Below are 21793 nucleotides of genomic sequence, written 5' to 3' on the forward strand. Positions count from 1 at the left end.
ACAATCAGGAGGCAAATAGAAAATGGAACGTAGTTTATCAATGGAAGTAGTTCGTGTAACAGAAGCAGCAGCAATTGCATCAGCAAAATGGATGGGGCGCGGACTTAAGAACGAAGCAGACGACGCAGCGACAACAGCGATGCGTGTTATGTTTGATACAATCCCAATGCATGCGACAGTTGTAATTGGTGAAGGTGAAATGGATGAAGCGCCAATGCTTTACATCGGTGAAGAATTAGGACTTCGTAACGGCGGACCGGAAGTTGATATTGCAGTCGATCCATTAGAAGGTACTAATATCGTAGCAAAAGGTACAAATGGTGCGATTACGGTACTTGCAATTGCAGACCGAGGTAATCTTTTAAATGCACCAGATATGTATATGGAAAAAATCGCAGTTGGCCCAGAAGCAGCAGGTAAAGTCGATATTAACGCATCTGTAACATATAACTTATTACAAGTAGCAAAGGCGAAAAATAAAGACATTTCAGACGTAGTGGCGACATTACTTGATCGTCCACGTCACCAAGCAATTGTTGACGAAATTCGTGAAGCAGGTGCGCGTATTAAATTTATCCAAGATGGCGATGTAGGTGCTGCAATTAATACAGCATTCGATGAAACAGGTATCGATATTATGTTCGGTACAGGTGGTGCTCCAGAGGGTGTCATCTCGGCTGTAGCATTAAAATGTTTAGGGGGCGACTTCCAAGCGAAATTAGTACCCGAAGATGAAGAACAATTAGAACGTTGCAAAAAAATGGGCATCGATGTCAACAAAGTATTAATGATGAATGACTTAGTAAAAGGTGATGACGCTATTTTCGCGGCGACAGCAGTAACAGACTCAGAGCTATTACGCGGTGTTCAATACAAAGGTTCATATGCATTAACGCATTCAGTTGTTATGCGTGCAAAAACAGGTACAGTGCGCTTTATCGAAGGACGTCACAGTATTGAGAAAAAGCCAAAATACAGTCAAAAATAACGTTCAAAAGAGAAATAATCTTTAACTTCAGTAAGCAGGCATCCAACCGCTTGTATTGTGAAGAAAAAACTATTTTCACAACCTTTACGCTAGTATATAATGAATGCCCGGTGACTTTTTGCCGGGCATCTTTCAAATAAAGTAAATACACTTCTTCTACTAAACCCTTAAGCTCACACATTCATATGTTATTACCCACAAACCGAAACTATAAAGAGACTGGAGAAATATTATGACAGCATTAACAATTGCTCAATTAGAAAGCATGACGTTAAAAGAATTATATGCTTTGGCAAAGCAATACAAGTTAACAAATGCGAGTAAACTAAATAAAAAGGAACTGATTTTTGCAATTTTAAAATCTCGTTCTGAACAAGAGGGCTTCTTTTTCATGGAAGGCGTACTAGAAATTATTCCTACAGATGGTTTCGGTTTCTTACGTCCAATCAACTATTCGCCATCAAAGGAAGATATTTATATTTCAGCTTCACAAATTCGCCGTTTTGATTTACGAAACGGGGATAAAGTTTCAGGGAAAGTGCGCCCGCCGAAAGAAAATGAGCGTTACTACGGCTTATTACAAGTAGATGCCGTAAATGGGGAGGATCCTGAAGTTGCAAAAGAGCGTGTCCATTTCCCTGCTTTAACACCACTTTACCCAGATCGTCATATGAAATTAGAAACTACATCTAGCAATCTTTCAACGCGTATTATGGATTTAGTAGCGCCAGTTGGTTTTGGTCAACGTGGTTTAATCGTAGCGCCTCCAAAAGCGGGGAAAACATCTTTATTAAAAGAAATTGCGAATTCAATTACAACGAATTATCCTGAAGCAGAGTTGATTGTATTATTAATTGACGAGCGCCCAGAAGAGGTAACAGATATTGAACGTTCGGTAAAAGCTGATGTTGTTTCATCGACATTTGACCAAGTGCCTGAAAATCATGTGAAAGTTGCGGAAATGGTATTGGAGCGCGCGCGTCGTTTAGTAGAGCATAAGCGCGATGTCATCATATTAATGGATTCGATTACACGTCTTGCACGTGCCTACAACTTAGTTATTCCGCCAAGTGGACGTACATTATCAGGTGGGATTGACCCAGCTGCATTCCATCGTCCAAAACGATTCTTCGGTTCGGCGCGTAATATTGAAGATGGCGGTAGCTTAACGATTTTAGCGACAGCACTAGTAGATACAGGTAGCCGTATGGATGAAGTCATTTACGAAGAATTTAAAGGTACAGGTAACTTGGAGCTTCACTTAGACCGTAATTTAGCAGAACGTCGTATTTTCCCTGCGCTTGATATTCGTCGCTCAGGTACACGTAAGGAAGAGCTGCTTATTCCAAAAGATCAGCTTGATAAATTATGGGCCATTCGTAAAACCTTCAGTGACTCTTCAGACTTTGCGGAGAAGTTTTTACGCAAATTACGTCCCACAAAATCAAATGAAGAATTTTTTGCAAAGCTTGATGCCGATATGAAAAAAGCAACGAACGGTAAAGGGCTGCTGTAAAGGATAAAAAATAGCTATTAAAAACGCCTAAACTTTTATAATTTTATAAAAGTTTAGGCGTTTTCGTATTTAACTGGTTAACGATAGTGAACCTTTTTTAGCTTTTTCATTTCATACATAGATTGGTCTGCTAAAGAAACAAGTGTATCAATCGAAGTACTATCAGATGGATAACAGCTATAGCCAATACTCGTTCCAACAGGGATGTTGTCAAAGCAGGCGACTTGCTCATGAAATGCCGTTTGTACATGCTGAATAAAGTCATCGGTATGATAGCCACTTTTCGTTTCATTTAAGGCTACGATAAATTCGTCGCCACCAAGACGTGCTGCAATACCGAAGTCTTCTACAAGCTCCATAAGCACCGTGCCTAGCATCATAATGGATTGGTCTCCAGCCTCATGTCCACGGAAGTCATTGAGCATTTTTAAATTATTAATATCCATTAAGTAAATGGCGATGACATCTTCCTCGATATATGCATTAGCTAAAATATTTTGTAGCTCCTCGAAAAAATAACGTCGATTCGGTAATTTTGTCAGTGGATCATGATAGGCTAAAAATTTGATTTCGCGTTGCTGTTCCTTAATGGCTGTAATATCCCGTATGAGAAGAATGATATGTTGTTCAAACTCAATTATTACTTGGTCAATATTTAGAAGTAAATCATATTCAACTTCATCAAACTTTAATACGAATTCGAAATCACGTATAGACTCAGCATTACGTATCTTTTTTTGAATGGTTGGTGCTAATAAAGTATATACATCCTTAAGTTGGATATGATGTTGTTCAATAAATTTTTGTGTAACTGGATTAATTTCACGAACTTTTAACTTTGAATCTAATAAAATAATAGCATCGGGATTCATGAAAAATAATTTTTCATAGCGCTTATCGAAATTATGCAGATAATCGGATTTCTTCATAATTTGACGGAGCATAAAGCAAAAGATAATACCTACATATAAGTATGGATAAGGCGGTATAAAATCAGGAAACTTAATGAAGCCAAATACAACATCTAAAATCGCTAGTATAATAAACATCTTTATTAAGGTTTTATAGAGCGATTGCTGTTCCGCAGAGCCTTTATTGCGCATGATAAATAAAGGAATTAAGGAAATGAATATAGTAACAATGCTTCCTATTAAAGTGAAATAATAGTTGGCATTATAAATAGGTGCATTCCAAATCCCTACTTTTTCAAAAGACTGCGTAGAAAGTAATTGGGCGCCGGAAAGTAGATTAAAGACGACCAAAATTAAAGGTGCATAAAAGATAGATGGATTTAACCATTTAGGTAATTTTTCAGTTAGTTTTGAAATATACATAACATAATGTATGGTGAAGCTTAGTGTGAGCAACCCCATAGAACTAAACCAAGCAGAGGAAAGAAGCGGACTGTATTCAATACTGGCTAAATTTCGAACAAGCTCCTCTAAAAACATGAAAAGATATGTAAAGGATAGACAAGCGATTAGAATATGCTCTTTATTGCGATGATTTCTTAAAAGTATATCCGTGCCCATGATAAGTAAGAATGCAATGGGAATAACGTAGGTTGCGATGATAATTAGTAAGTGTTCAAGTGGCATAGAGAGCTCCTTTAGTATTTTGAGTACTATTTTACAATTAGTGTAACACAGACATATTCAAAGTATGTTAAAAAATATTGCAAAATAAAAAAATAGTGATATAATTGTCTAGGTATGTATCGTGCACATATATAGCTGACCTCAAACATTGCTTAGCAGTGATATATTCGGGCTATGTAAGGTGCAGTACGAAAATACTCTGTTCCAGATGGTTCAGGGCGAGAGGAGAAAACGAATATGAAACAAGGTATCCACCCAGATTACAAAACTGCAACAGTAACTTGCTCTTGCGGTAACACATTTGAAACTGGTTCAGTAAAAGAAAAGATCGTTGTCGAGTTCTGTAACGAATGTCACCCATTCTACACAGGTCGTCAAAAGTTCGCTTCTGCTGACGGTCGTGTTGATAAATTCAACAAAAAATACGGTATCAAGTAATATCGTCGCCCATTTCCACATTTGTGGAGGTGGGTTTTTTCATGTTCCACGAAATGATACTTATTAGAATAAAAAGGTAGGATATTAGAACGAAGGCGACCCTTATTAGAAGAAAATGAGAAGATATTAGAATTCATACCGACAAATTATACATATTCAAAGGCAACATACTAAATTATTTAAAAAGTATGCATGATTCACAATAGACGAATGAATGAAAACTAGCTAAGATAAAAGAAGTGAAAAAGTTGACCTTGAGATTCATGCTCAAGGTTTTTTCTTGATGGAATGGGAGCAATAATCAAGAGGCAATGTACGAAATGGGGTATTAAAAGTGGCACAATTATTTTATAAGCACGGCGCAATGAATAGCGGAAAGTCGATTGAAATTTTAAAAGTCGCACACAATTATGAAGAGCAACAAAAAGCGGTCTTAATTTTTACATCAGGGATTGATACACGGGATGAAGTGGGGACAGTTTCGAGTCGTATCGGATTACGTCGACCAGCCATTGCGGTATTTGAAGATACCAATTTATATGACATTGTAAAGCAGCATGACGAAAAATTATACTGTGTGTTAGTCGATGAAGTGCAGTTTTTAACAAAGGAGCATGTCCTGCAATTAACGCAAATTGTGGATGAGTTAAATATTCCAGTAATGGGCTTTGGCTTAAAAAACGATTTCCAAAACGAACTTTTTGAAGGCAGCCGCTATATGATGATTTATGCGGACAAAATTGAGGAAATGAAAACGATTTGCTGGTTCTGCCACAAAAAAGCGACGATGAACTTACGTGTCGATGAAAACAAAAAACCGGTCCGTACAGGTGACCAAATTCAAATTGGGGGGAATGATCGTTATTACCCGGTATGCCGTCAATGTCATACAAACCCACCCTTATAAAATCTAAAGAAATATAAGTAGCAACAAGGCTAAAATTTCTTTATACTAGTATAGGTACATTTTACAAAGAGTTAAGTGGAAAATTGATTTTATATAAAGAAAAATATCTCTAGAGGTGAAAATAGATGTTTGATCGTTTACAGGCGGTTGAAGACCGTTACGAAAGATTAAATGAATTACTAAGTGACCCGGATGTCGTTAGTGATTCGAATAAATTACGTGAGTATTCTAAGGAACAATCGGATATTCAAGAAATGGTAGATGTATACCGCGAATACAAATCGGTAAAAGAACAGTTAGCGGATACGCGCGAGCTAATGGATATGGAAAAAGATGCAGAAATGCTAGACATGATGAAGGAAGAGTTTAACGATTTAAACAAGCAAATTCCAGAGTTAGAGGACCGTCTACGTATTTTATTAATTCCCAAAGACCCGAATGATTCGAAAAACGTAATTATGGAGGTTCGTGGTGCAGCAGGTGGTGACGAAGCGAATATTTTCGCGGGCGATTTATTCCGTATGTATACACGCTATGCAGAAGCACAAGGCTGGAAAATTGATGTCATGGAAGCGACGCCAAACCCAGCTGGCGGCTACAAAGAGGTTATCTTTATGATTAACGGACAAGGTGCTTATTCGAAATTCAAATATGAAAATGGCGCGCACCGTGTACAACGTGTGCCAGCTACAGAGTCACAAGGCCGTATTCACACGTCTACAGCGACAGTAGCATGTTTACCAGAGGTGCATGTGGAAGAAGTAGAAATCCATGAAAAAGATATTCGCGTAGACACATTTGCATCATCTGGTGCAGGTGGGCAGTCAGTAAATACAACGATGTCAGCCGTACGTATGACCCACTTACCAACAGGGGTTGTCGTGTCGATGCAAGATGAGCGTTCACAAATTAAAAACCGTGAAAAAGCAATGAAAATTTTAGTAGCGCGTGTAGCAGACTTACATCGTGCTGAGGCGCAAGCAGAAATCGATTCTACGCGTAAGTCAGCAGTCGGAACAGGCGACCGTTCTGAGCGTATCCGTACTTACAACTATCCACAAAACCGTGTAACTGATCACCGAATTGGTTTAACGATTCAAAAATTAGACCAAATTGTTGAAGGTAAGCTGGATGAGATTATCGATGCACTTATTTTAGATGAGCAAGCAACACGCTTAGCGAACTTAAACGAAAATGCATAAAACAATTTTTGAGGCCCTTCATTGGGCTTCTTCTTATTTAGAAGCCAATGGTCGCGAAGGTAATGCTGCAAGATTGCTTTTACAGCATGTAGTGCAAACGAATTATTCTGGCCTCATGATGAAAATGCATGATGCCATTTCAGAAGCGCAAGTGCAACAATTTACGAATGCTATCGAAGCACATGTCAAGGGACGCCCTGTACAGTATATTACCGGTGTTGAGGAATTTTATGGGCGCATATTCGAGGTAGATGAATCGGTATTAATTCCCCGACCTGAAACAGAGGAATTAATTGTTGGCACAATCGAACGTATGCGAAAATTATTCCATACGCAAAAGTTAACGCTAGCTGATATTGGGACAGGTAGTGGTGCAATAGCTATTACAATGAAAAAAGAATGGCCAGATTTAGACGTTACCGCTACGGATCTTTCAACTGCCGCATTAAATACGGCGCGAAAAAATGCGGAGAACCTACAGGCCGAGCTTATATTTGCTGAAGGCGATTTAACAGCGCCAATCGCCCATCAAAAATGGGATGTTGTGTTATCCAACCCGCCGTATATCGCGTTTGATGATATGCCGTCCATGTCTGATGTGGTAGTGGAGCATGAGCCGCATAGCGCGTTGTTTGCGGAAGAGGATGGGCTTATTTTATATCGAAAATTGGCTGAGCAATTACCCCCGCTTATGAATACACCGGGTCTGATTGGTTTAGAAATCGGATATACACAGGGAGAGACCGTCGCCAATTACTTCCGTGAGCATTTCCCACAAGCAAAGGTTTCAATTGTAAAAGATATTAATGGCAAAGATCGTATAATATTTTGTGAAATAATTGAATAAAGTCTTCTATTCTTGCAAACAATGTGTTGCAAGGGGGAGAGAATATGTTACATGATTACGAGATTATAAAAAAGACACAATGGTGGATTGCTAGCTTGAAGTTGCTCACAATGACCTTTATTTTATATAGTGCATTTATTATCATTCCAACAATGGTAGATAATGTGCAGGCTGAACGGGAGCAGCTAAATAGTGAAATGAAGGTGCGCGTGATTGCTAATAGTTCATCAGAGTCGGATCAGCTTATTAAAATGCAGGTTGTGGATAATCTTCAATATTTACTGGAACGTTCAGGTGAGACAACTGTGGATAACAAAGTGATGGAGAGAATTGTTCAAGAAATCCAAAAAAATTACCCACAATTACAATTACGCTATGAAATTGGGGATAACTTAGTGCCACCAAAATGGCAATTCGGTGCGTTTTATCCACAGAACCATTATTATTCGGTGAACGTGATTATCGGACAAGGGCGCGGTGAAAATTGGTTTTGTGCCGTATTTCCAACGCTTTGCACACCGAAAGAGCAGGCTAAAAGTGAACGACCGTCATTTTATTTGAACGAATGGTGGCATAAAAAGAATAATAAAAAGAATCCACAAATTTCAGAAAATTACCCACAAAAAATGTGAATAGTTAATAATTTGTGGATAGATCATAGAAAAGTTTTAGAAAGGAGCACAAAAAATGGAGACCTTATTATTAACTGTGGATGAATTTGTGGATAATTCAGAAAATTATACACAGGCCGTAAATTGGTTCAACAGCGGGGAAGTGGTAGCTTTTCCTACTGAAACGGTTTATGGCTTAGGCGCAGTAGCAACGGACGAGCAGGCAGTAAAAAAAATATTTGCTGCGAAAGGTCGTCCTTCAGATAATCCACTAATTGTCCACATCGGAACAATGGAAGAAGTAGCGCGCTATGTTGTGGATATCCCGGAAATAGCAAAGAAATGTATGGAAGCATTTTGGCCGGGCCCGTTAACATTAGTGATGAAGGTAAAGCCAAATGTATTGGCAGCAAGTGTGACGCCGGGTATGCAAACGGTAGGGCTTCGAATGCCGAATCATCCTGTCGCACTTCGATTATTACAAACATTGAAAAAACCATTAGCTGCACCGAGCGCCAATCGTAGCGGCAAACCAAGTCCTACGAAGGCAATGCATGTATGGGAAGATTTACAAGGGCTTATACCATGTATTTTAGATGGTGGGATGACGGGAATCGGTGTGGAATCCACTGTGCTTGATGTGACTTTAGCGCAGCCAGTCATTTTACGCCCGGGTGGTGTGACAAAAGAAATGCTGGAGCAAGTGATAGGGCCAGTATTAGAGCCAAACTTCGAACAGCAAAAAATCGAATCCACACCAAAAGCACCAGGCATGAAATATACGCACTATGCTCCCAACGCACCTGTTTATTTAATAGCGCAGGACAAACAGCAAATTGAGTGCGCGCTAGAGGAGCTACAGCAGCAACAGCACACAGTAGCCCTACTTGCCCCTCAAAATTTCGCTAATGTAAAAGCAGATTATTTTTTCTCATTTGGAGATGAGCATGAGCTAGAGCAAATGAGTGCGACATTGTATGATGCCTTACGTGCCTGCGACAAAACAAACGCCACAATTATTTTGGCAACGGTAACGGAACGAAAAGGTGTTGGTACAGCCATTATGAATCGCCTCGAAAAAGCGGCGGGTGGCAAATGGTATCAACGATAAAGGAATCCATGTTTTACACGAGAGATGTGTAGAATGTGGATTTTTTTGTGTTGAAGGAATTTAGAATTATTCACACTGTGGATAGTTTTTGACTTCTTGATAATCCACAAAAAATTTTTGGACAACCGTGCTTGTAGGCGTAATTGAAAAGGTAGACGCATACCGTATAAGAGGAATGGATTTTTTGTCGTAATAAAAACGGATGAAAGAAGGCTAGTATGCAGGAAATTGTAGCAGGCATATTAATGTCATTTGATGTAGTGGCGCTGTATTTAGTCGCAAACAATGTAAAATATAAGTGGCTGCTCGCCAGTTGGACAGCCTGTTTACATATGGTATTTCCGTTAATTGGTTTTTACTTCGGGCAGTGGCTTGCCAATATATTTTTGCAATGGTCGAATAGTATTTCCGTGTTGCTATTATTTTTTATCGGGCTCCAATTACTGCTTTCGAGAAAAAATGAAGATTTTCCAGCAAAAACTTTACCTATTATCGCAATATTTGCGAGCATTGATACCTTTTCAGTAAGTCTATCTTTTGGTATGCTAAAATTAGAGAAAATCGCTTTTATATTGAGTGCGGGCATTTCGACGTTAATTTTTTCGTATATTGCACTCCTTGTAGCGCAAAAAAGTACCATTTTAAATAATGGCCTGCTAAAAAAGTTGGCGGGATTAGCATTAATTATTATGAGTATTTTACTATTAATTTGAGGACTGATTGTAGATGAAAATCATTTTTATTTGTACCGGAAATACTTGTAGAAGTCCAATGGCGACCGCAATTTTAATGAGTAAACAGCTTCCGAATGTAGAGGTGCGCTCGGCAGGGGTTTATGCACATCCTGGTAGTGCGATGTCCAGTCAAGCACAGCAGGTGTTAAATCAAAAAAATATTAAACATAATCATTCTTCCGCAATATTTAACGAGGAGGATGCACAGTGGGCAGATTTAATTTTGACAATGACCTCGGCCCATAAAGAACTCGTATTACAATTAGTAGATCAGGTTGAACATAAAACCTTTACATTAAATGAATACGTAGGACTGGGGAGCTGTGATATTCAAGATCCTTATGGTGGTAATGTAGCCGTTTATGAACGAACATACGAACAATTAGAGGAAGCAATCGCAAGACTAGAGTCAAAAATACGTTTGGAGGAACATCATTAATATGGAAACAAACAAAAAACTATTTACACTACGTCGTAAGCTTGTCTTATTTGTAGGGATTTTGGCATTAATCACGTATACAACAAGCTTTCTTTTTATCGAGTTTATCCATCCAATGTTTTTTGAACAAACAAATCCAATAATATTCCAAATTATTACATACGCACTAGGGATAATTTGGTCGTGCATACTAGCAGCGGTATTTAGCTTAATTCTTGTGCGTCCATTACAGCGCTTAGAAAATAGTGCTAATCTAGTAGCAGAAGGCAAGATTGGTAAGGATGTCGAAATGCCAAAAACAAATGATGAAATTCGAAGCGTTGGTGAAGCATTTCAGGCAATGGTCGAGAATTTACGCAAAATGGTTAGCGGCATCGAGGACAACTACAAGTCTACAGATGCGACGATTGAAGACTTATCTAAGCAAAGTAGCTCAGTCGCAAAAAATGCAGCAGCCATTTCAAGCAATATCGGGCAAATTTCATCGGGTGCTGAATCTTCGGCTATGGCCATTCAGGAAACAGCAGAAGCAATTGAGGAAGTTCGTGAATTGGCAACAGAAGTGAATTCCAAGGCGGTTGAATCAGCAAATCGTTCCAAGGAAATTATAGACGAACTTACTTCGACAACAGCGGCTATCCATGGGGTTGTATTAAGTATTCAGAAAATTGCTGCTGATAATGAAAATGCGTTAATCAATATTCGAGAGCTTGAAAAAAATGCAGGGCAAATCGAGCATATTATAGGTTTAGTGGGAGATATTGCAGGGCAAACGAACTTGCTTGCCTTGAATGCCTCAATCGAAGCGGCACGAGCTGGCGAACATGGAAAAGGCTTTGCAGTTGTTGCAGAAGAAGTGCGTGGCTTGGCCGATGAAAGCGCCAATGCGGTGAAGGGGATTACGACATTAGTGCAAACGATGCAACAAAATGTCAATGTAGTCGTAGCACAAATGAATGAGCAGGTTACATTTGCTGTATCTGAATCTTCACGAGTATCTGAAACAACCTCAGCCGTAGAAGGTATGTCAAAGGCCGTGCATGAAATGGCGGATGATGTTGTACAAATTTCTCAACTGGTAGGTCGACAAATGCATAATATTGAACACACGTCACGCCAATCTCAAGAGGTAGCGGCTATTGCAGAGCAGACGTCGGCGAGTGCACAAGAAGTGAGCGCGGCTTCCAATGAACAGTCCTTCGCAATCAAACAAGTGGAGGCATTAGCAAACGATTTACAACAACAATCAGCTGAGCTATACAAAATGATTCAACAATTTGATCGTAACTAATTGATTTCGGCGTACCTATATTTCTAAAAAGCATTATGCTTAAAAATGGGCGTAGTGCTTTTTCTATGAAGTAACGGAGATTTTTATGGATTTGCAAATATATAGAAAAAACGCAAATATCCCCATGATTTCGCAATTAAAATCCTAAAGTCGCAAATATCCATTACATATTCACAAAGAACAACGCGTTTCGTGTAATTAATCTGATAATACAAAAAATAGTCTATAATAACATTTTTACGTATATTGATTGGGGAAACCTACTCAAATCTACCGAAAAAACTAATGATTATGCCTTTGTAGACGTAAATATTCGTGTTTTATGCCGGAAAATCAAAATCATTATGGAAAATACGTGTCAATCTGGTGTAATAAATGGTACACTGTTGATGAAAATAAAAGTAAAACTAGTTTAGGGAGGAAACCCTCTATGAAAATTGCCATTTCTTCAGACCATGGCGGCAATAATTTACGTAAAGAAATTATGGCATTATTAGATGAATTAGCAATCAGCTACGAAGACTTTGGACCACAATCAAACGACTCAGTGGACTACCCAGATTATGCACGCCCTGTTGCGGAGCGTGTGGCTTCAGGTGAGTTTGACAAAGGGATTTTAATTTGCGGAACAGGGATTGGTATTTCGATTGCTGCCAACAAATTCAAAGGTATTCGCTGTGCATTAGTACACGATACATTTTCTGCAAAAGCGACACGTAATCATAATGACTCAAACATTTTAGCGATGGGTGAGCGCGTGATTGGCCCGGGTTTAGCACGTGAAATCGTGACGACTTGGTTACATGCAGAATTCGAAGGTGGACGTCATATCCGCCGTGTTGAAAAAATTTCTGAAATTGAAGACCTACAGCAATAGGTGATCACATGACAAACTTACGTGATGTTCAAAAACAGTTGGCCAGTGCCTTACATGAATTCGAGCAGCAAGTGAAGTTTACGGAGGGGCAGCTATTTGTTGTCGGCTGTTCTACGTCCGAAATCATCGGCGAAAAAATCGGAACAGCCGGTGCACTCGATGTTGCGCAAATGCTTTATACGGAATTTTCCAACTTTGCGCACAAGCATAAGATGTATTTAGTTTTCCAAGGCTGCGAGCATATTAACCGTGCGTTAACATTAGAAGCAGCAGCCGCTAAAAAGTACCATTTAGAGCCTGTTTCAGTCGTCCCTGTACGAACTGCAGGTGGCTCCATGTCGGCTTATGCCTATACACAAATGCACGAGCCGGTTGTTGTGGAGGCCATTCAAGCACATGCGGGGATTGATATTGGTCAAACACTAATCGGCATGCATTTAAAGCATGTGGCCGTACCTATTCGTACATCAATTAAATGTGTAGGAGAGGCAGTCATTACACTAGCTACAACACGTCCAAAGCTAATTGGCGGCGAACGTGCGCAATACAAGTAACGTCACCACGTTATAGGATTATCATTTTGAATTGGAAACTCCGAAGTCCATTCGGAACAAAATTTAGGAGGATTTAGACAAATGGCATTTGAAAAATTAGCAGGACAAGACAAGGCAATCTTAGACGCAATTTTATTGGAGAAAAAACGTCAAAACACAAACATCGAATTAATCGCATCAGAAAACTTCGTATCAGAAGCGGTAATGGAAGCACAAGGCTCATACCTTACAAACAAATACGCTGAAGGCTACCCAGGCAAACGCTACTATGGTGGCTGTGAACATGTAGACGTAGTAGAAGATATTGCGCGCGACCGTGCAAAAGAATTATTCGGTGCAGCTTATGTAAACGTACAGCCTCACTCAGGTGCACAAGCGAACATGGCAGTGTATCATACAATTTTACAACCAGGTGATACAGTACTTGGTATGAACCTTTCACATGGTGGTCACTTAACACATGGTTCTCCAGTAAACTTCTCTGGTATTTTATATAACTTCGTGGAGTACGGTGTAACAGCTGATACAAACGTAATCGACTATGAAGATGTTCGTCAAAAAGCATTAGAATCAAAACCAAAATTAATCGTTGCAGGTGCTTCGGCATACCCACGTGCAATCGACTTCGCAAAATTCCGTGAGATCGCGGATGAAGTGGGGGCATACTTCATGGTAGATATGGCGCACATCGCAGGTTTAGTAGCTGCTGGTGAACACATGAACCCAGTACCATATGCAGATTTTGTGACAACAACGACTCACAAAACATTACGTGGCCCACGTGGTGGTATGATTTTAACAAATGATGCAAAATGGGAAAAAGAATTAAATAAATCAGTATTCCCAGGTATTCAAGGTGGTCCATTAATGCACGTAATCGCTGCAAAAGCAGTCGCATTTGGCGAAGCATTACAACCAGAATTTAAAGACTATGCAAAACAAATTAAAGCAAACGCAGTAGCACTTGCAAAAAGCTTACAAGATGAAGGCGTTGAAATCGTATCAGGCGGTACAGATAACCACTTATTATTATTAAACGTAAAATCTTTAGGCTTAACTGGTAAAGTAGCAGAGCATGTACTGGATGAAGTAGCCATTACAACAAACAAAAACACAATTCCTTACGATACGGAAAAGCCATTCGTAACATCAGGTGTTCGTGTTGGTACAGCTGCGATCACGTCTCGTGGTTTCAAAGAAGAAGATGCAATCGAAGTAGGTAAAATTATTGCATTAGTACTTAAAAATCCAGAAGACGCTGCGGTTAAAGAAGAAGCTCGTAAGCGTGTCGATGCATTAACAGCAAAATATCCATTATACGCATAATTATAGGTAAAATAGAAAGGGTCCTTTATTCCGCTGTTCGGAATTTTAAGGCCCTTTTCTCTTTTGGAATTTTTTTAAATTATGGTTACTAATTGAAAAAGATACTATATGAAGAAAAGTAGGTAAAATTAGTTGAAAAGTAAATAGGTCCTCTATTATGATAGAAAAGACTAAGTACAAAAGTAACAGATTAAGAATACCAACTATCGACGGAGGCACTATGGAAAAGACGAGCATAAATATCTTTGAAACGTTAACCGACAAAACTTATAAAAATTTGCAACAACACTTAACATTTACAAACAAAATAAATGCGATTGTCCTACAAGAAGGCCCGATTCAATATAAAATTCAACAAATCTGCACAGCAATAGATTTTCGATTTAATACATATTCAACATTTACATACTTAAAGCAGCAACCATTGCAGTTCATAAGGTCGCAACGTTTTCCTGAACAAGAGACTCCGAATATTTCGCAACAGGAAATGAACTATCATCATCAACTAATGACCAAATATAAGCGGTTAAATTGGTCGATCTTATCGGAGTTGTCCCTACATAGTAAAACATGGCGTATTGCAAAATCTGAGCTTTGCGAAAATAGCTATTTTATCCCGGTGTATACGATGTCCCATGAAGTGATTGGCTACTTTATTATTTATTTCAAGGGAATCAGGATAGGGGAGCGCTTACTGAGCGTTTTAACTCGTAAACTAGAGCAGTGCATTCAATTGCTCGAAAAACTTTCAATGTATGAGCGTCAAATTGAAATACTACAAACAACTGATACGACAACTAATTTACCAAGTTATAAAAAGTTTATTACGATGCTAAGTCATTATAAAAATGAAAATAAAGTCGGCGTTATAAAAATAATAGAGCCTGGTGAATTTTCAAAAATTGTAGAGCTCTACGGTCGACCGGTTGGAGAACGCTTATTAAGGCATATAGGAGAATGTTTAAAGCAGGCCTCAACTAGTGATAATAGTGAAGTCGCGCGCTTTACCAGCTCTGCATTAATCATGTTTTCGCCGGTTGATTTTAAGCATCTGGTTAAAAGAAAAACAACAATTAGCGATGAAATGAACGCGTCGTTTACAATTGACGATCAGCCTATACATATTTCTTTAAAGGTAGGGATTGCACCATTTAATTCGCGAATTGCAAATCATGATGCGATTCGCTTTGCCGAGTACGCTTTAACAAAAGCAAAGGGTGTACATGGCTCACATACGGAATTTTATACAGCACGAAATGATGCTGTATTAGAACGGGAATTATTTGTGCTTAACCATTTAAAAAATGCGATTTATAATGGGGAAATCGATATACATTTCCAACCTAAATTTGCATTACATAATGAAAAAATTATCAGTATGGAGGCATTAGCACGCTGGTATTCACCTGAGCTTGGCTTTATTTCGCCAGCTGAATTTATTCCTATCGCTGAAAATGCAGGGCTTATCAAAAATTTAGAGCTACAAATTATTGAAAAAGTATTGATGTGGCACCAACAGCGTCAATACGAAGGAAAACGAATTGTGCCAGTAGCAGTAAATATTTCACCGGAGCATTTTTACCATCCGTTATTTATTCAAAATTTGCAGCGTCTTCTGCATACTTATTATGCCGACCCAAAAACTTTAATTATTGAAGTAACTGAAAATATGGGATTATTTGATTCAGAAAGAGCAAGAAAAATTATTAACAAATTGCGGAATATGGGGGTCTATACAAGCATTGATGACTTTGGTATTGGCTATTCTTCGTTAAGTTATTTGCAAAAATTTTCGTTCAACGAATTAAAAATTGATCGTAGCTTTGTGATGAAATTGGATGAGCTTGCAACGCAAACCATTGTGAAGGCCATTATTGAAATCGCACATACATTGGAGATGGATGTCATTGCTGAAGGTGTGGAAACAAAGGAGCAGCGGGATATACTAAAAGCTATTAGCTGTGACGGCATTCAAGGCTATTACTATTCAAAGCCATTGCCCATTGAAGAGGCCGAGAAGTGTATCGATGAAGAACGGCTAAAACGAAAACAAATTTGGTAAATTCAATAACCATTTAAAAAACATCCGGTGAATAGTTTTCGATGATATCCTTTTCTGTTATACTAATTTAGATAAATAACAGTTAGGAGATGTCAACGTGAGCAAAGTATACGTATTTGACCACCCATTAATTCAACATAAGTTAACTTATATTCGAGATAAAGAAACAGGTACAAAGGAATTCCGTGAGTTAGTTGACGAAGTCGCAACGTTAATGGCTTTCGAAATTACACGCGATTTACCATTAGAAGAAATTGAAGTAGAAACACCTGTAACAAAAGCAAAAGCAAAAATTCTGTCAGGTAAGAAAATTGCAATTGTACCAATTTTACGCGCAGGTATCGGGATGGTAGATGGCGTATTAAAATTAATTCCTGCTGCAAAAGTAGGTCATATTGGTCTTTATCGTGATCCAGCCACATTAAAGCCAGTTGAATATTATGCGAAGCTTCCAGCAGATGTGGAAGAGCGTGATTTCATCATCGTTGACCCAATGCTAGCAACAGGTGGCTCAGCAGTAGAAGCGATCAACTCACTAAAAAAACGTGGCGCAAAAAGCATTAAATTCATGTGCCTTATCGCTGCTCCAGAGGGTGTAGCAGAAATCCAAGCAAAGCACCCTGATGTAGATATTTACATCGCATCTCTAGATGAAAAATTAAATGATCACGGTTATATCGTACCTGGCTTAGGTGACGCTGGTGACCGTTTATTCGGCACAAAATAAGTAGAAAAAAACGCCCGTGAAGTTATTTGCGGGCGTTTTTTATAGAATATACTCAAAAGGAGCTCTATCATGACGAACAAATATAAAGTAATGACCATCTTCGGTACGCGCCCAGAGGCAATTAAAATGGCCCCACTTGTATTAGAACTTCAAAAACATCCACAACAAATTGAATCGATCGTTACCGTAACCGCACAGCACCGCCAAATGCTGGACCAAGTGCTAGAAACATTCAAAATTACACCCGACTATGATTTAAATATTATGAAGGATCGCCAAACATTAGTGGATGTAGCGACAAATGCATTAATTGGCTTAGACCGTGTTATGAAAGAGGCAAAACCTGATATAGTACTTGTACATGGCGATACAGCGACAACATTTGTAGGAAGCCTAGCCGCATTTTATAACCAAATCGCAATAGGTCACGTAGAAGCAGGTTTACGCACAGGTCAAAAATATTCGCCATACCCAGAGGAAATGAACCGTCAATTAACAGGTGTGATGGCAGACCTACATTTTTCACCAACAGAGCAATCACGCGAAAACCTATTAAAAGAAAATAAGCCGGCAGAAGCCATTTTTGTAACAGGGAATACGGCAATCGATGCATTGAAAACGACAGTTAGTGAACACTATACACACCCCGTGCTAGAAAAAATGGGGTCGGACCGTATGATTTTATTAACAGCACACCGCCGTGAAAACTTAGGGGAGCCAATGCGCAATATGTTCCGTGCCATTATGCGCTTACTGGCCGAGCATGAGGATGTACAAGTTGTTTATCCAGTGCATATGAACCCAGCTGTACGTGAAGTGGCCAATGAAATTTTAGGCGACAACCCACGCGTGCATTTAATCGAGCCGTTAGAAGTATTCGATTTCCATAATTTCGCAGCGCGCTCGTATATGATTTTAACGGATTCAGGTGGGGTACAAGAAGAAGCACCATCTCTAGGTAAGCCCGTACTTGTGTTACGTGACACAACAGAGCGTCCAGAAGGCATTGCAGCTGGTACATTAAAGCTTGCGGGGACAGATGAAGAAGTTATCTACACAATGGCAAAAGAATTACTAACGGATCAAGCAGCATACGATAAAATGGCACATGCCTCAAATCCGTATGGTGATGGATTTGCCTCTGAGCGAATTGTGAAAGCCTTAATGAACTATGCAAAGCTCTAGTTGCAATCGATTCTATGAAACGAGATTGAACTTTTTCTGAAAACTTTGTGAAATCCATGAGAAGTTTAACAATTTTTGTGAAAAACAGAGTAGTTAAACTTCTCTCAAAAGCAATCGAATTTGTTGAAAGTATGTTTTTTAAGAAAAAAAGCAGAGAATTTTAAAAAATCATAATGTCAATAGCTAAAATCGCAAAAAAGAAGCAAAAAATTTTTTTCTTTCATCTTTTAATATGAGCAAAACAGAAAAAAAGTATGAACTAGCGAAAAAAGGTGTTAGTGAAAAAATAGAGTTTGAAAATATGCATAACTATACACAAATTTGTCAACAATTTGACAAGGAGTTTAAGTGTGTGAAGTTTTTCACCATTAGCAATTGACATCAAAAACCCCCTATTGTATGCTTACAAAGGGTAAGAATGATAAGGGTTTCGTCTAGTCTGAAGACGTTGAAACACTTGTTATATCAAGTTTCTACTAGATTGGCATTTGAAAATCAACTTGTCAATTTGCAACGTTTTATGCGTCTGGATTAAACGTCCACAAGATTATGAGTCATTTAGAAGTATGGAATGAATAGTAACATTGGGGAGTACGTCCATAGTTAAAATTGTTTAGTACTTGTAACGGACTCTGGTTTTGTAGTGCATTCACTACAGTTTAGATTCACTTAATGGTCGATGAACGCTTTCTTTACTCGAAAAATGTTTCAGGAGATTAATTGCCAATGCTAAATTTGCATCACATGTTCGCAATGCAGAAGAAGGCGTTCTTTTTTTTGCTTGCTATTTGTGCGTTAGGCTGGGGATTTTCGCCGTATGATTCAATATTTGCTGGTATTGCCCTAGGTGCGTTCTTTGGTACGTATAACTTTTGGATATTAGTTCGACGTATGGAAAAATTTGACCGTTCCATAAGTGAGGGGACAAAAACACCATCTATTGGTACGGCATTACGTTTCGGATCAGGTGTTGCCGCAGTCGCAATCGCAATATCGTTGCCACAATATTTTCACTTAATAAGCACGGTCATTGGGCTTATGATTCCGTATGTCTTTTTAGTAATAGAAAGAATTGTACATCAGGATAAGAGCCATTAATGTGCAATTGAAAGAGAGGTGAATGCAGAAATGAATCATACAGCTCCAGAATTAGACTTGGATTTAGGCTTTATGACGCTTACATTCAATTTAGGTACAGTATTAACACTACTTGTATCAGCAGTTATCGTGTTCATAATCGCAGTAGTTTCGACACGTAAACTTGCGTTGAAACCAACTGGTATGCAAAACTTCATGGAATGGATTATGGATTTCGTGAAGGGGATTATCAAGAGTAACATGGACTGGAAAACAGGTGGTCGCTTCCACATTCTAGGGATTACATTAATTATGTTTATCGCGGTATCAAACTTACTTGGTTTACCATTAGGTGGTATCGTTGTCGGACATGATTTATGGTGGAAATCACCAACAGCCGATCCGGTTGTAACGATGACATTAGCATCAATGGTTTTAATCTTAACTCAGTACTACGGTGTGAAAATGCAGGGTACAGGTGGTTATGCAAAAACATTTTTCCAACCAATGTCATTCATGTTCCCATTAAAGGTTATTGAAGAGTTTGCCAATACGTTAACACTTGGTTTACGTCTTTACGGTAACATTTATGCCGGTGAAATCTTACTAGGTTTACTAGGGGGATTAGCAGGCGCATCTATTTTTGGCTTCATCGGTGCAATCGTTCCGACGATGGCATGGATGGGATTCTCGATTTTCATCGGGTTTATCCAAGCTTTCATTTTCACTATGTTAACGATGGTATACATGGCTCACAAAGTGAGTTCAGACCATTAATTATAAATTTCCACATTCAACGTAGTGTGGTAATTTGAACCCAAAAAATTACAAATCCAAGGAGGATATTTCAAAATGGTAGGTTCAGTAGGTTTATTAGCAGCAGCAATCGCAATCGGTTTAGCAGCATTAGGTGCAGGTATTGGTAACGGTTTAATCGTTTCTAAAACAGTAGAAGGTATCGCTCGTCAACCAGAAGCACGTGGCGCACTTCAAACAGTTATGTTCATCGGGGTTGCATTAGTAGAAGCATTACCGATCATCGCAGTAGTAGTAGCATTCATCGTAATGAACAAATAATCTTTGCAAAAAGATTACTTCCCAGTGGCGAAGAAGACTTTTTAAAGCCCCCCTTCGCCATTGCTTTTGTATGAATAAGGCTTGTCCTTATTTGAGTTTTTTAGCATGAAAGTAAAAGTATTACAAATATAGATTTCTATTCAAGCTCTTGAAGGGAGTGAAACAATCGTGGTTTTAGACTATCTTGTACTAGGTGCAGGCGCTAACAACATCAACTTAGGTGATGCTATCGCTACATTAGTAATTTTCTTAGGTTTAATGGCACTTCTTAAAAAGTTCGCTTGGGGTCCTTTAATGGGTATCATGCGCGAGCGTGAAGAATTAGTGGCAAGCGGTATTGATGCTGCTGAAAAAGCTAAGAAAGAAACGCAAGCACTATTAGAAGAACAAAAGAGCCTTCTTAAAGAAGCTCGCACTGAAGCGCAATCTATCGTTGAGGGCGCGAAAAAGCAAGGCGAAGCAACTCGCGAAGAAATCGTGTCAGCTGCACGCGCTGAAGCTAACCGTCTAAAAGAATCTGCAGTTCGTGATATCGAAGCAGAAAAAGAAAAAGCAATTGCTGCGGTACGCGAAGAAGTGGTTTCATTATCAGTTCTTGCTGCGTCTAAAGTTCTTGGAAAAGAAATTTCTGAAGCAGACAATAGCGCATTAATTAAAGAAACGATTGCGAAGGCAGGCGAAGCGAAATGAGTCAATCGACTGTAGCAAATCGCTATGCTCAAGCAATTTTCGAATTAGCGTCTCAGCAAAACATACTTTCTGAAGTAGGTGCAGATTTAAAAGAGATCAAAGAAGTAATCGCTTCAAACGATGAGTTTATGGCATTATTATCGGCTCCAAAAATCTCAGCTGACCGCAAAAAAGAGCTTATTGCTCAAATCTTAACTGGTGCACAGCCAATCGTTGTTAACATGATTCAATTCTTAATCGAAAAGAAACGTTTAAACGAATTATCGGCTGTAGCTGAACAGTTCCAAGCATTAGCAGCTGCTGCTCAAGGCTCTGCCAATGCAAACGTATTCTCTACTCGCGAATTAACTGAACAAGAGCGCGCAGAAATTTCTGCTGCTTTCGGTAAATTAGTGGGAAAAGAAACATTAAATATTACAAACATTATCGATGCGTCACTAATCGGTGGCGTACGCGTTCAAATCGGCAACTATATTTTCGACAGCACTGTAGTATCTAAGCTAGAGGACTTAAAAAAAGTATTAGTTGGCTAAATC

At 38.9% G+C, this 21793-nt stretch carries 23 protein-coding genes; 22 read left to right on the forward strand and 1 reads right to left on the reverse strand.

What is annotated here, in order from left to right; genetic code table 11:
* Window positions 1-22: 22 nt before the first annotated feature.
* Together glpX and rho are read left to right on the forward strand one after the other, a co-directional pair.
* Window positions 23-988, forward strand: coding sequence for a class II fructose-bisphosphatase (gene glpX / locus MKX47_RS02610; RefSeq protein ID WP_340770793.1), 966 nt, complete (start codon window positions 23-25; stop codon window positions 986-988).
* Window positions 989-1220: 232 nt separating this feature from the next.
* Window positions 1221-2504 carry a transcription termination factor Rho gene (gene rho, locus MKX47_RS02615; protein ID WP_340770794.1) on the forward strand — a complete coding sequence of 428 codons (1284 nt, stop codon included), beginning with the start codon at window positions 1221-1223 and terminating at the stop codon, window positions 2502-2504.
* A 77-nt stretch (window positions 2505-2581) separates the two neighbouring features.
* Here the strand turns inward: rho and MKX47_RS02620 are convergent, their stop codons facing one another.
* Window positions 2582-4102, reverse strand: coding sequence for a sensor domain-containing diguanylate cyclase (locus tag MKX47_RS02620; protein ID WP_340770797.1), 1521 nt, complete (start codon window positions 4100-4102; stop codon window positions 2582-2584).
* A gap of 237 nt (window positions 4103-4339) precedes the next feature.
* Between MKX47_RS02620 and rpmE the strand changes: the two genes are divergently transcribed.
* From rpmE to MKX47_RS02720, 20 genes are all read left to right on the forward strand, one after another.
* Window positions 4340-4540 (forward strand): 50S ribosomal protein L31, encoded by a 201-nt coding sequence (gene rpmE, locus MKX47_RS02625; protein ID WP_340770799.1) that lies wholly within the window; start codon window positions 4340-4342, stop codon window positions 4538-4540.
* A gap of 334 nt (window positions 4541-4874) precedes the next feature.
* A complete protein-coding gene (locus MKX47_RS02630; protein WP_340770802.1) occupies window positions 4875-5447 on the forward strand; it encodes a thymidine kinase in 573 nt (190 codons plus the stop codon).
* 125 nt (window positions 5448-5572) lie between these two features.
* On the forward strand, window positions 5573-6649 hold the full coding sequence (gene prfA / locus MKX47_RS02635) for a peptide chain release factor 1 (RefSeq protein ID WP_340770803.1): 1077 nt from the start codon (window positions 5573-5575) through the stop codon (window positions 6647-6649).
* Complete coding sequence (gene prmC / locus MKX47_RS02640) at window positions 6642-7496, forward strand: peptide chain release factor N(5)-glutamine methyltransferase (RefSeq protein WP_340770805.1); 855 nt, start codon at window positions 6642-6644, stop codon at window positions 7494-7496. Before prfA ends, prmC begins: the two co-directional genes overlap by 8 nt.
* Window positions 7497-7540: 44 nt before the next feature.
* Window positions 7541-8128, forward strand: coding sequence for a stage II sporulation protein R (locus MKX47_RS02645; protein ID WP_340770807.1), 588 nt, complete (start codon window positions 7541-7543; stop codon window positions 8126-8128).
* Window positions 8129-8183: 55 nt separating this feature from the next.
* Window positions 8184-9218: an L-threonylcarbamoyladenylate synthase gene (locus MKX47_RS02650; protein ID WP_340770809.1), complete on the forward strand. Its 1035-nt coding sequence runs from the start codon at window positions 8184-8186 to the stop codon at window positions 9216-9218.
* Between the two features lie 218 nt (window positions 9219-9436).
* A complete protein-coding gene (locus tag MKX47_RS02655) occupies window positions 9437-9931 on the forward strand; it encodes a manganese efflux pump (protein ID WP_340770810.1) in 495 nt (164 codons plus the stop codon).
* A gap of 13 nt (window positions 9932-9944) precedes the next feature.
* A complete protein-coding gene (locus MKX47_RS02660) occupies window positions 9945-10391 on the forward strand; it encodes a low molecular weight protein arginine phosphatase (RefSeq protein WP_340770812.1) in 447 nt (148 codons plus the stop codon).
* Between the two features lies 1 nt (window position 10392).
* Window positions 10393-11682 carry a methyl-accepting chemotaxis protein gene (locus tag MKX47_RS02665; RefSeq protein WP_340770814.1) on the forward strand — a complete coding sequence of 430 codons (1290 nt, stop codon included), beginning with the start codon at window positions 10393-10395 and terminating at the stop codon, window positions 11680-11682.
* A gap of 430 nt (window positions 11683-12112) precedes the next feature.
* Window positions 12113-12559 carry a ribose 5-phosphate isomerase B gene (rpiB, locus tag MKX47_RS02670; protein ID WP_340770816.1) on the forward strand — a complete coding sequence of 149 codons (447 nt, stop codon included), beginning with the start codon at window positions 12113-12115 and terminating at the stop codon, window positions 12557-12559.
* Window positions 12560-12567: 8 nt separating this feature from the next.
* The gene (locus tag MKX47_RS02675; RefSeq protein WP_340770819.1) at window positions 12568-13113 is read left to right on the forward strand and encodes a TIGR01440 family protein; all 546 of its coding nucleotides are present in this window, start codon (window positions 12568-12570) and stop codon (window positions 13111-13113) included.
* Window positions 13114-13194: 81 nt separating this feature from the next.
* Window positions 13195-14439, forward strand: a complete 1245-nt coding sequence (gene glyA, locus MKX47_RS02680; protein ID WP_340770821.1) for a serine hydroxymethyltransferase — start codon at window positions 13195-13197, stop codon at window positions 14437-14439.
* 220 nt (window positions 14440-14659) lie between these two features.
* Window positions 14660-16501 (forward strand): putative bifunctional diguanylate cyclase/phosphodiesterase, encoded by a 1842-nt coding sequence (locus MKX47_RS02685; RefSeq protein ID WP_340770823.1) that lies wholly within the window; start codon window positions 14660-14662, stop codon window positions 16499-16501.
* A gap of 97 nt (window positions 16502-16598) precedes the next feature.
* Complete coding sequence (gene upp / locus MKX47_RS02690) at window positions 16599-17228, forward strand: uracil phosphoribosyltransferase (protein WP_340770825.1); 630 nt, start codon at window positions 16599-16601, stop codon at window positions 17226-17228.
* A 69-nt stretch (window positions 17229-17297) separates the two neighbouring features.
* Window positions 17298-18413 carry a non-hydrolyzing UDP-N-acetylglucosamine 2-epimerase gene (wecB, locus tag MKX47_RS02695; protein WP_340770828.1) on the forward strand — a complete coding sequence of 372 codons (1116 nt, stop codon included), beginning with the start codon at window positions 17298-17300 and terminating at the stop codon, window positions 18411-18413.
* 726 nt (window positions 18414-19139) lie between these two features.
* Window positions 19140-19511, forward strand: a complete 372-nt coding sequence (locus MKX47_RS02700; RefSeq protein WP_340770830.1) for an ATP synthase subunit I — start codon at window positions 19140-19142, stop codon at window positions 19509-19511.
* A 30-nt stretch (window positions 19512-19541) separates the two neighbouring features.
* Window positions 19542-20267 carry a F0F1 ATP synthase subunit A gene (atpB, locus tag MKX47_RS02705; RefSeq protein WP_340770832.1) on the forward strand — a complete coding sequence of 242 codons (726 nt, stop codon included), beginning with the start codon at window positions 19542-19544 and terminating at the stop codon, window positions 20265-20267.
* Between the two features lie 75 nt (window positions 20268-20342).
* Entirely contained in the window at window positions 20343-20567 is a 225-nt protein-coding gene (atpE, locus tag MKX47_RS02710) for a F0F1 ATP synthase subunit C (RefSeq protein WP_241367582.1), read from the forward strand.
* A gap of 168 nt (window positions 20568-20735) precedes the next feature.
* On the forward strand, window positions 20736-21257 hold the full coding sequence (atpF, locus tag MKX47_RS02715; protein ID WP_340770840.1) for a F0F1 ATP synthase subunit B: 522 nt from the start codon (window positions 20736-20738) through the stop codon (window positions 21255-21257).
* Window positions 21254-21790: a F0F1 ATP synthase subunit delta gene (locus MKX47_RS02720; protein ID WP_340770842.1), complete on the forward strand. Its 537-nt coding sequence runs from the start codon at window positions 21254-21256 to the stop codon at window positions 21788-21790. Before atpF ends, MKX47_RS02720 begins: the two co-directional genes overlap by 4 nt.
* The last annotated feature ends 3 nt before the right edge of the window (window positions 21791-21793 follow it).

It is taken from the genome of Solibacillus sp. FSL R7-0668, assembly GCF_038006205.1.
Taxonomy (GTDB): Bacteria; Bacillota; Bacilli; order Bacillales_A; family Planococcaceae; genus Solibacillus.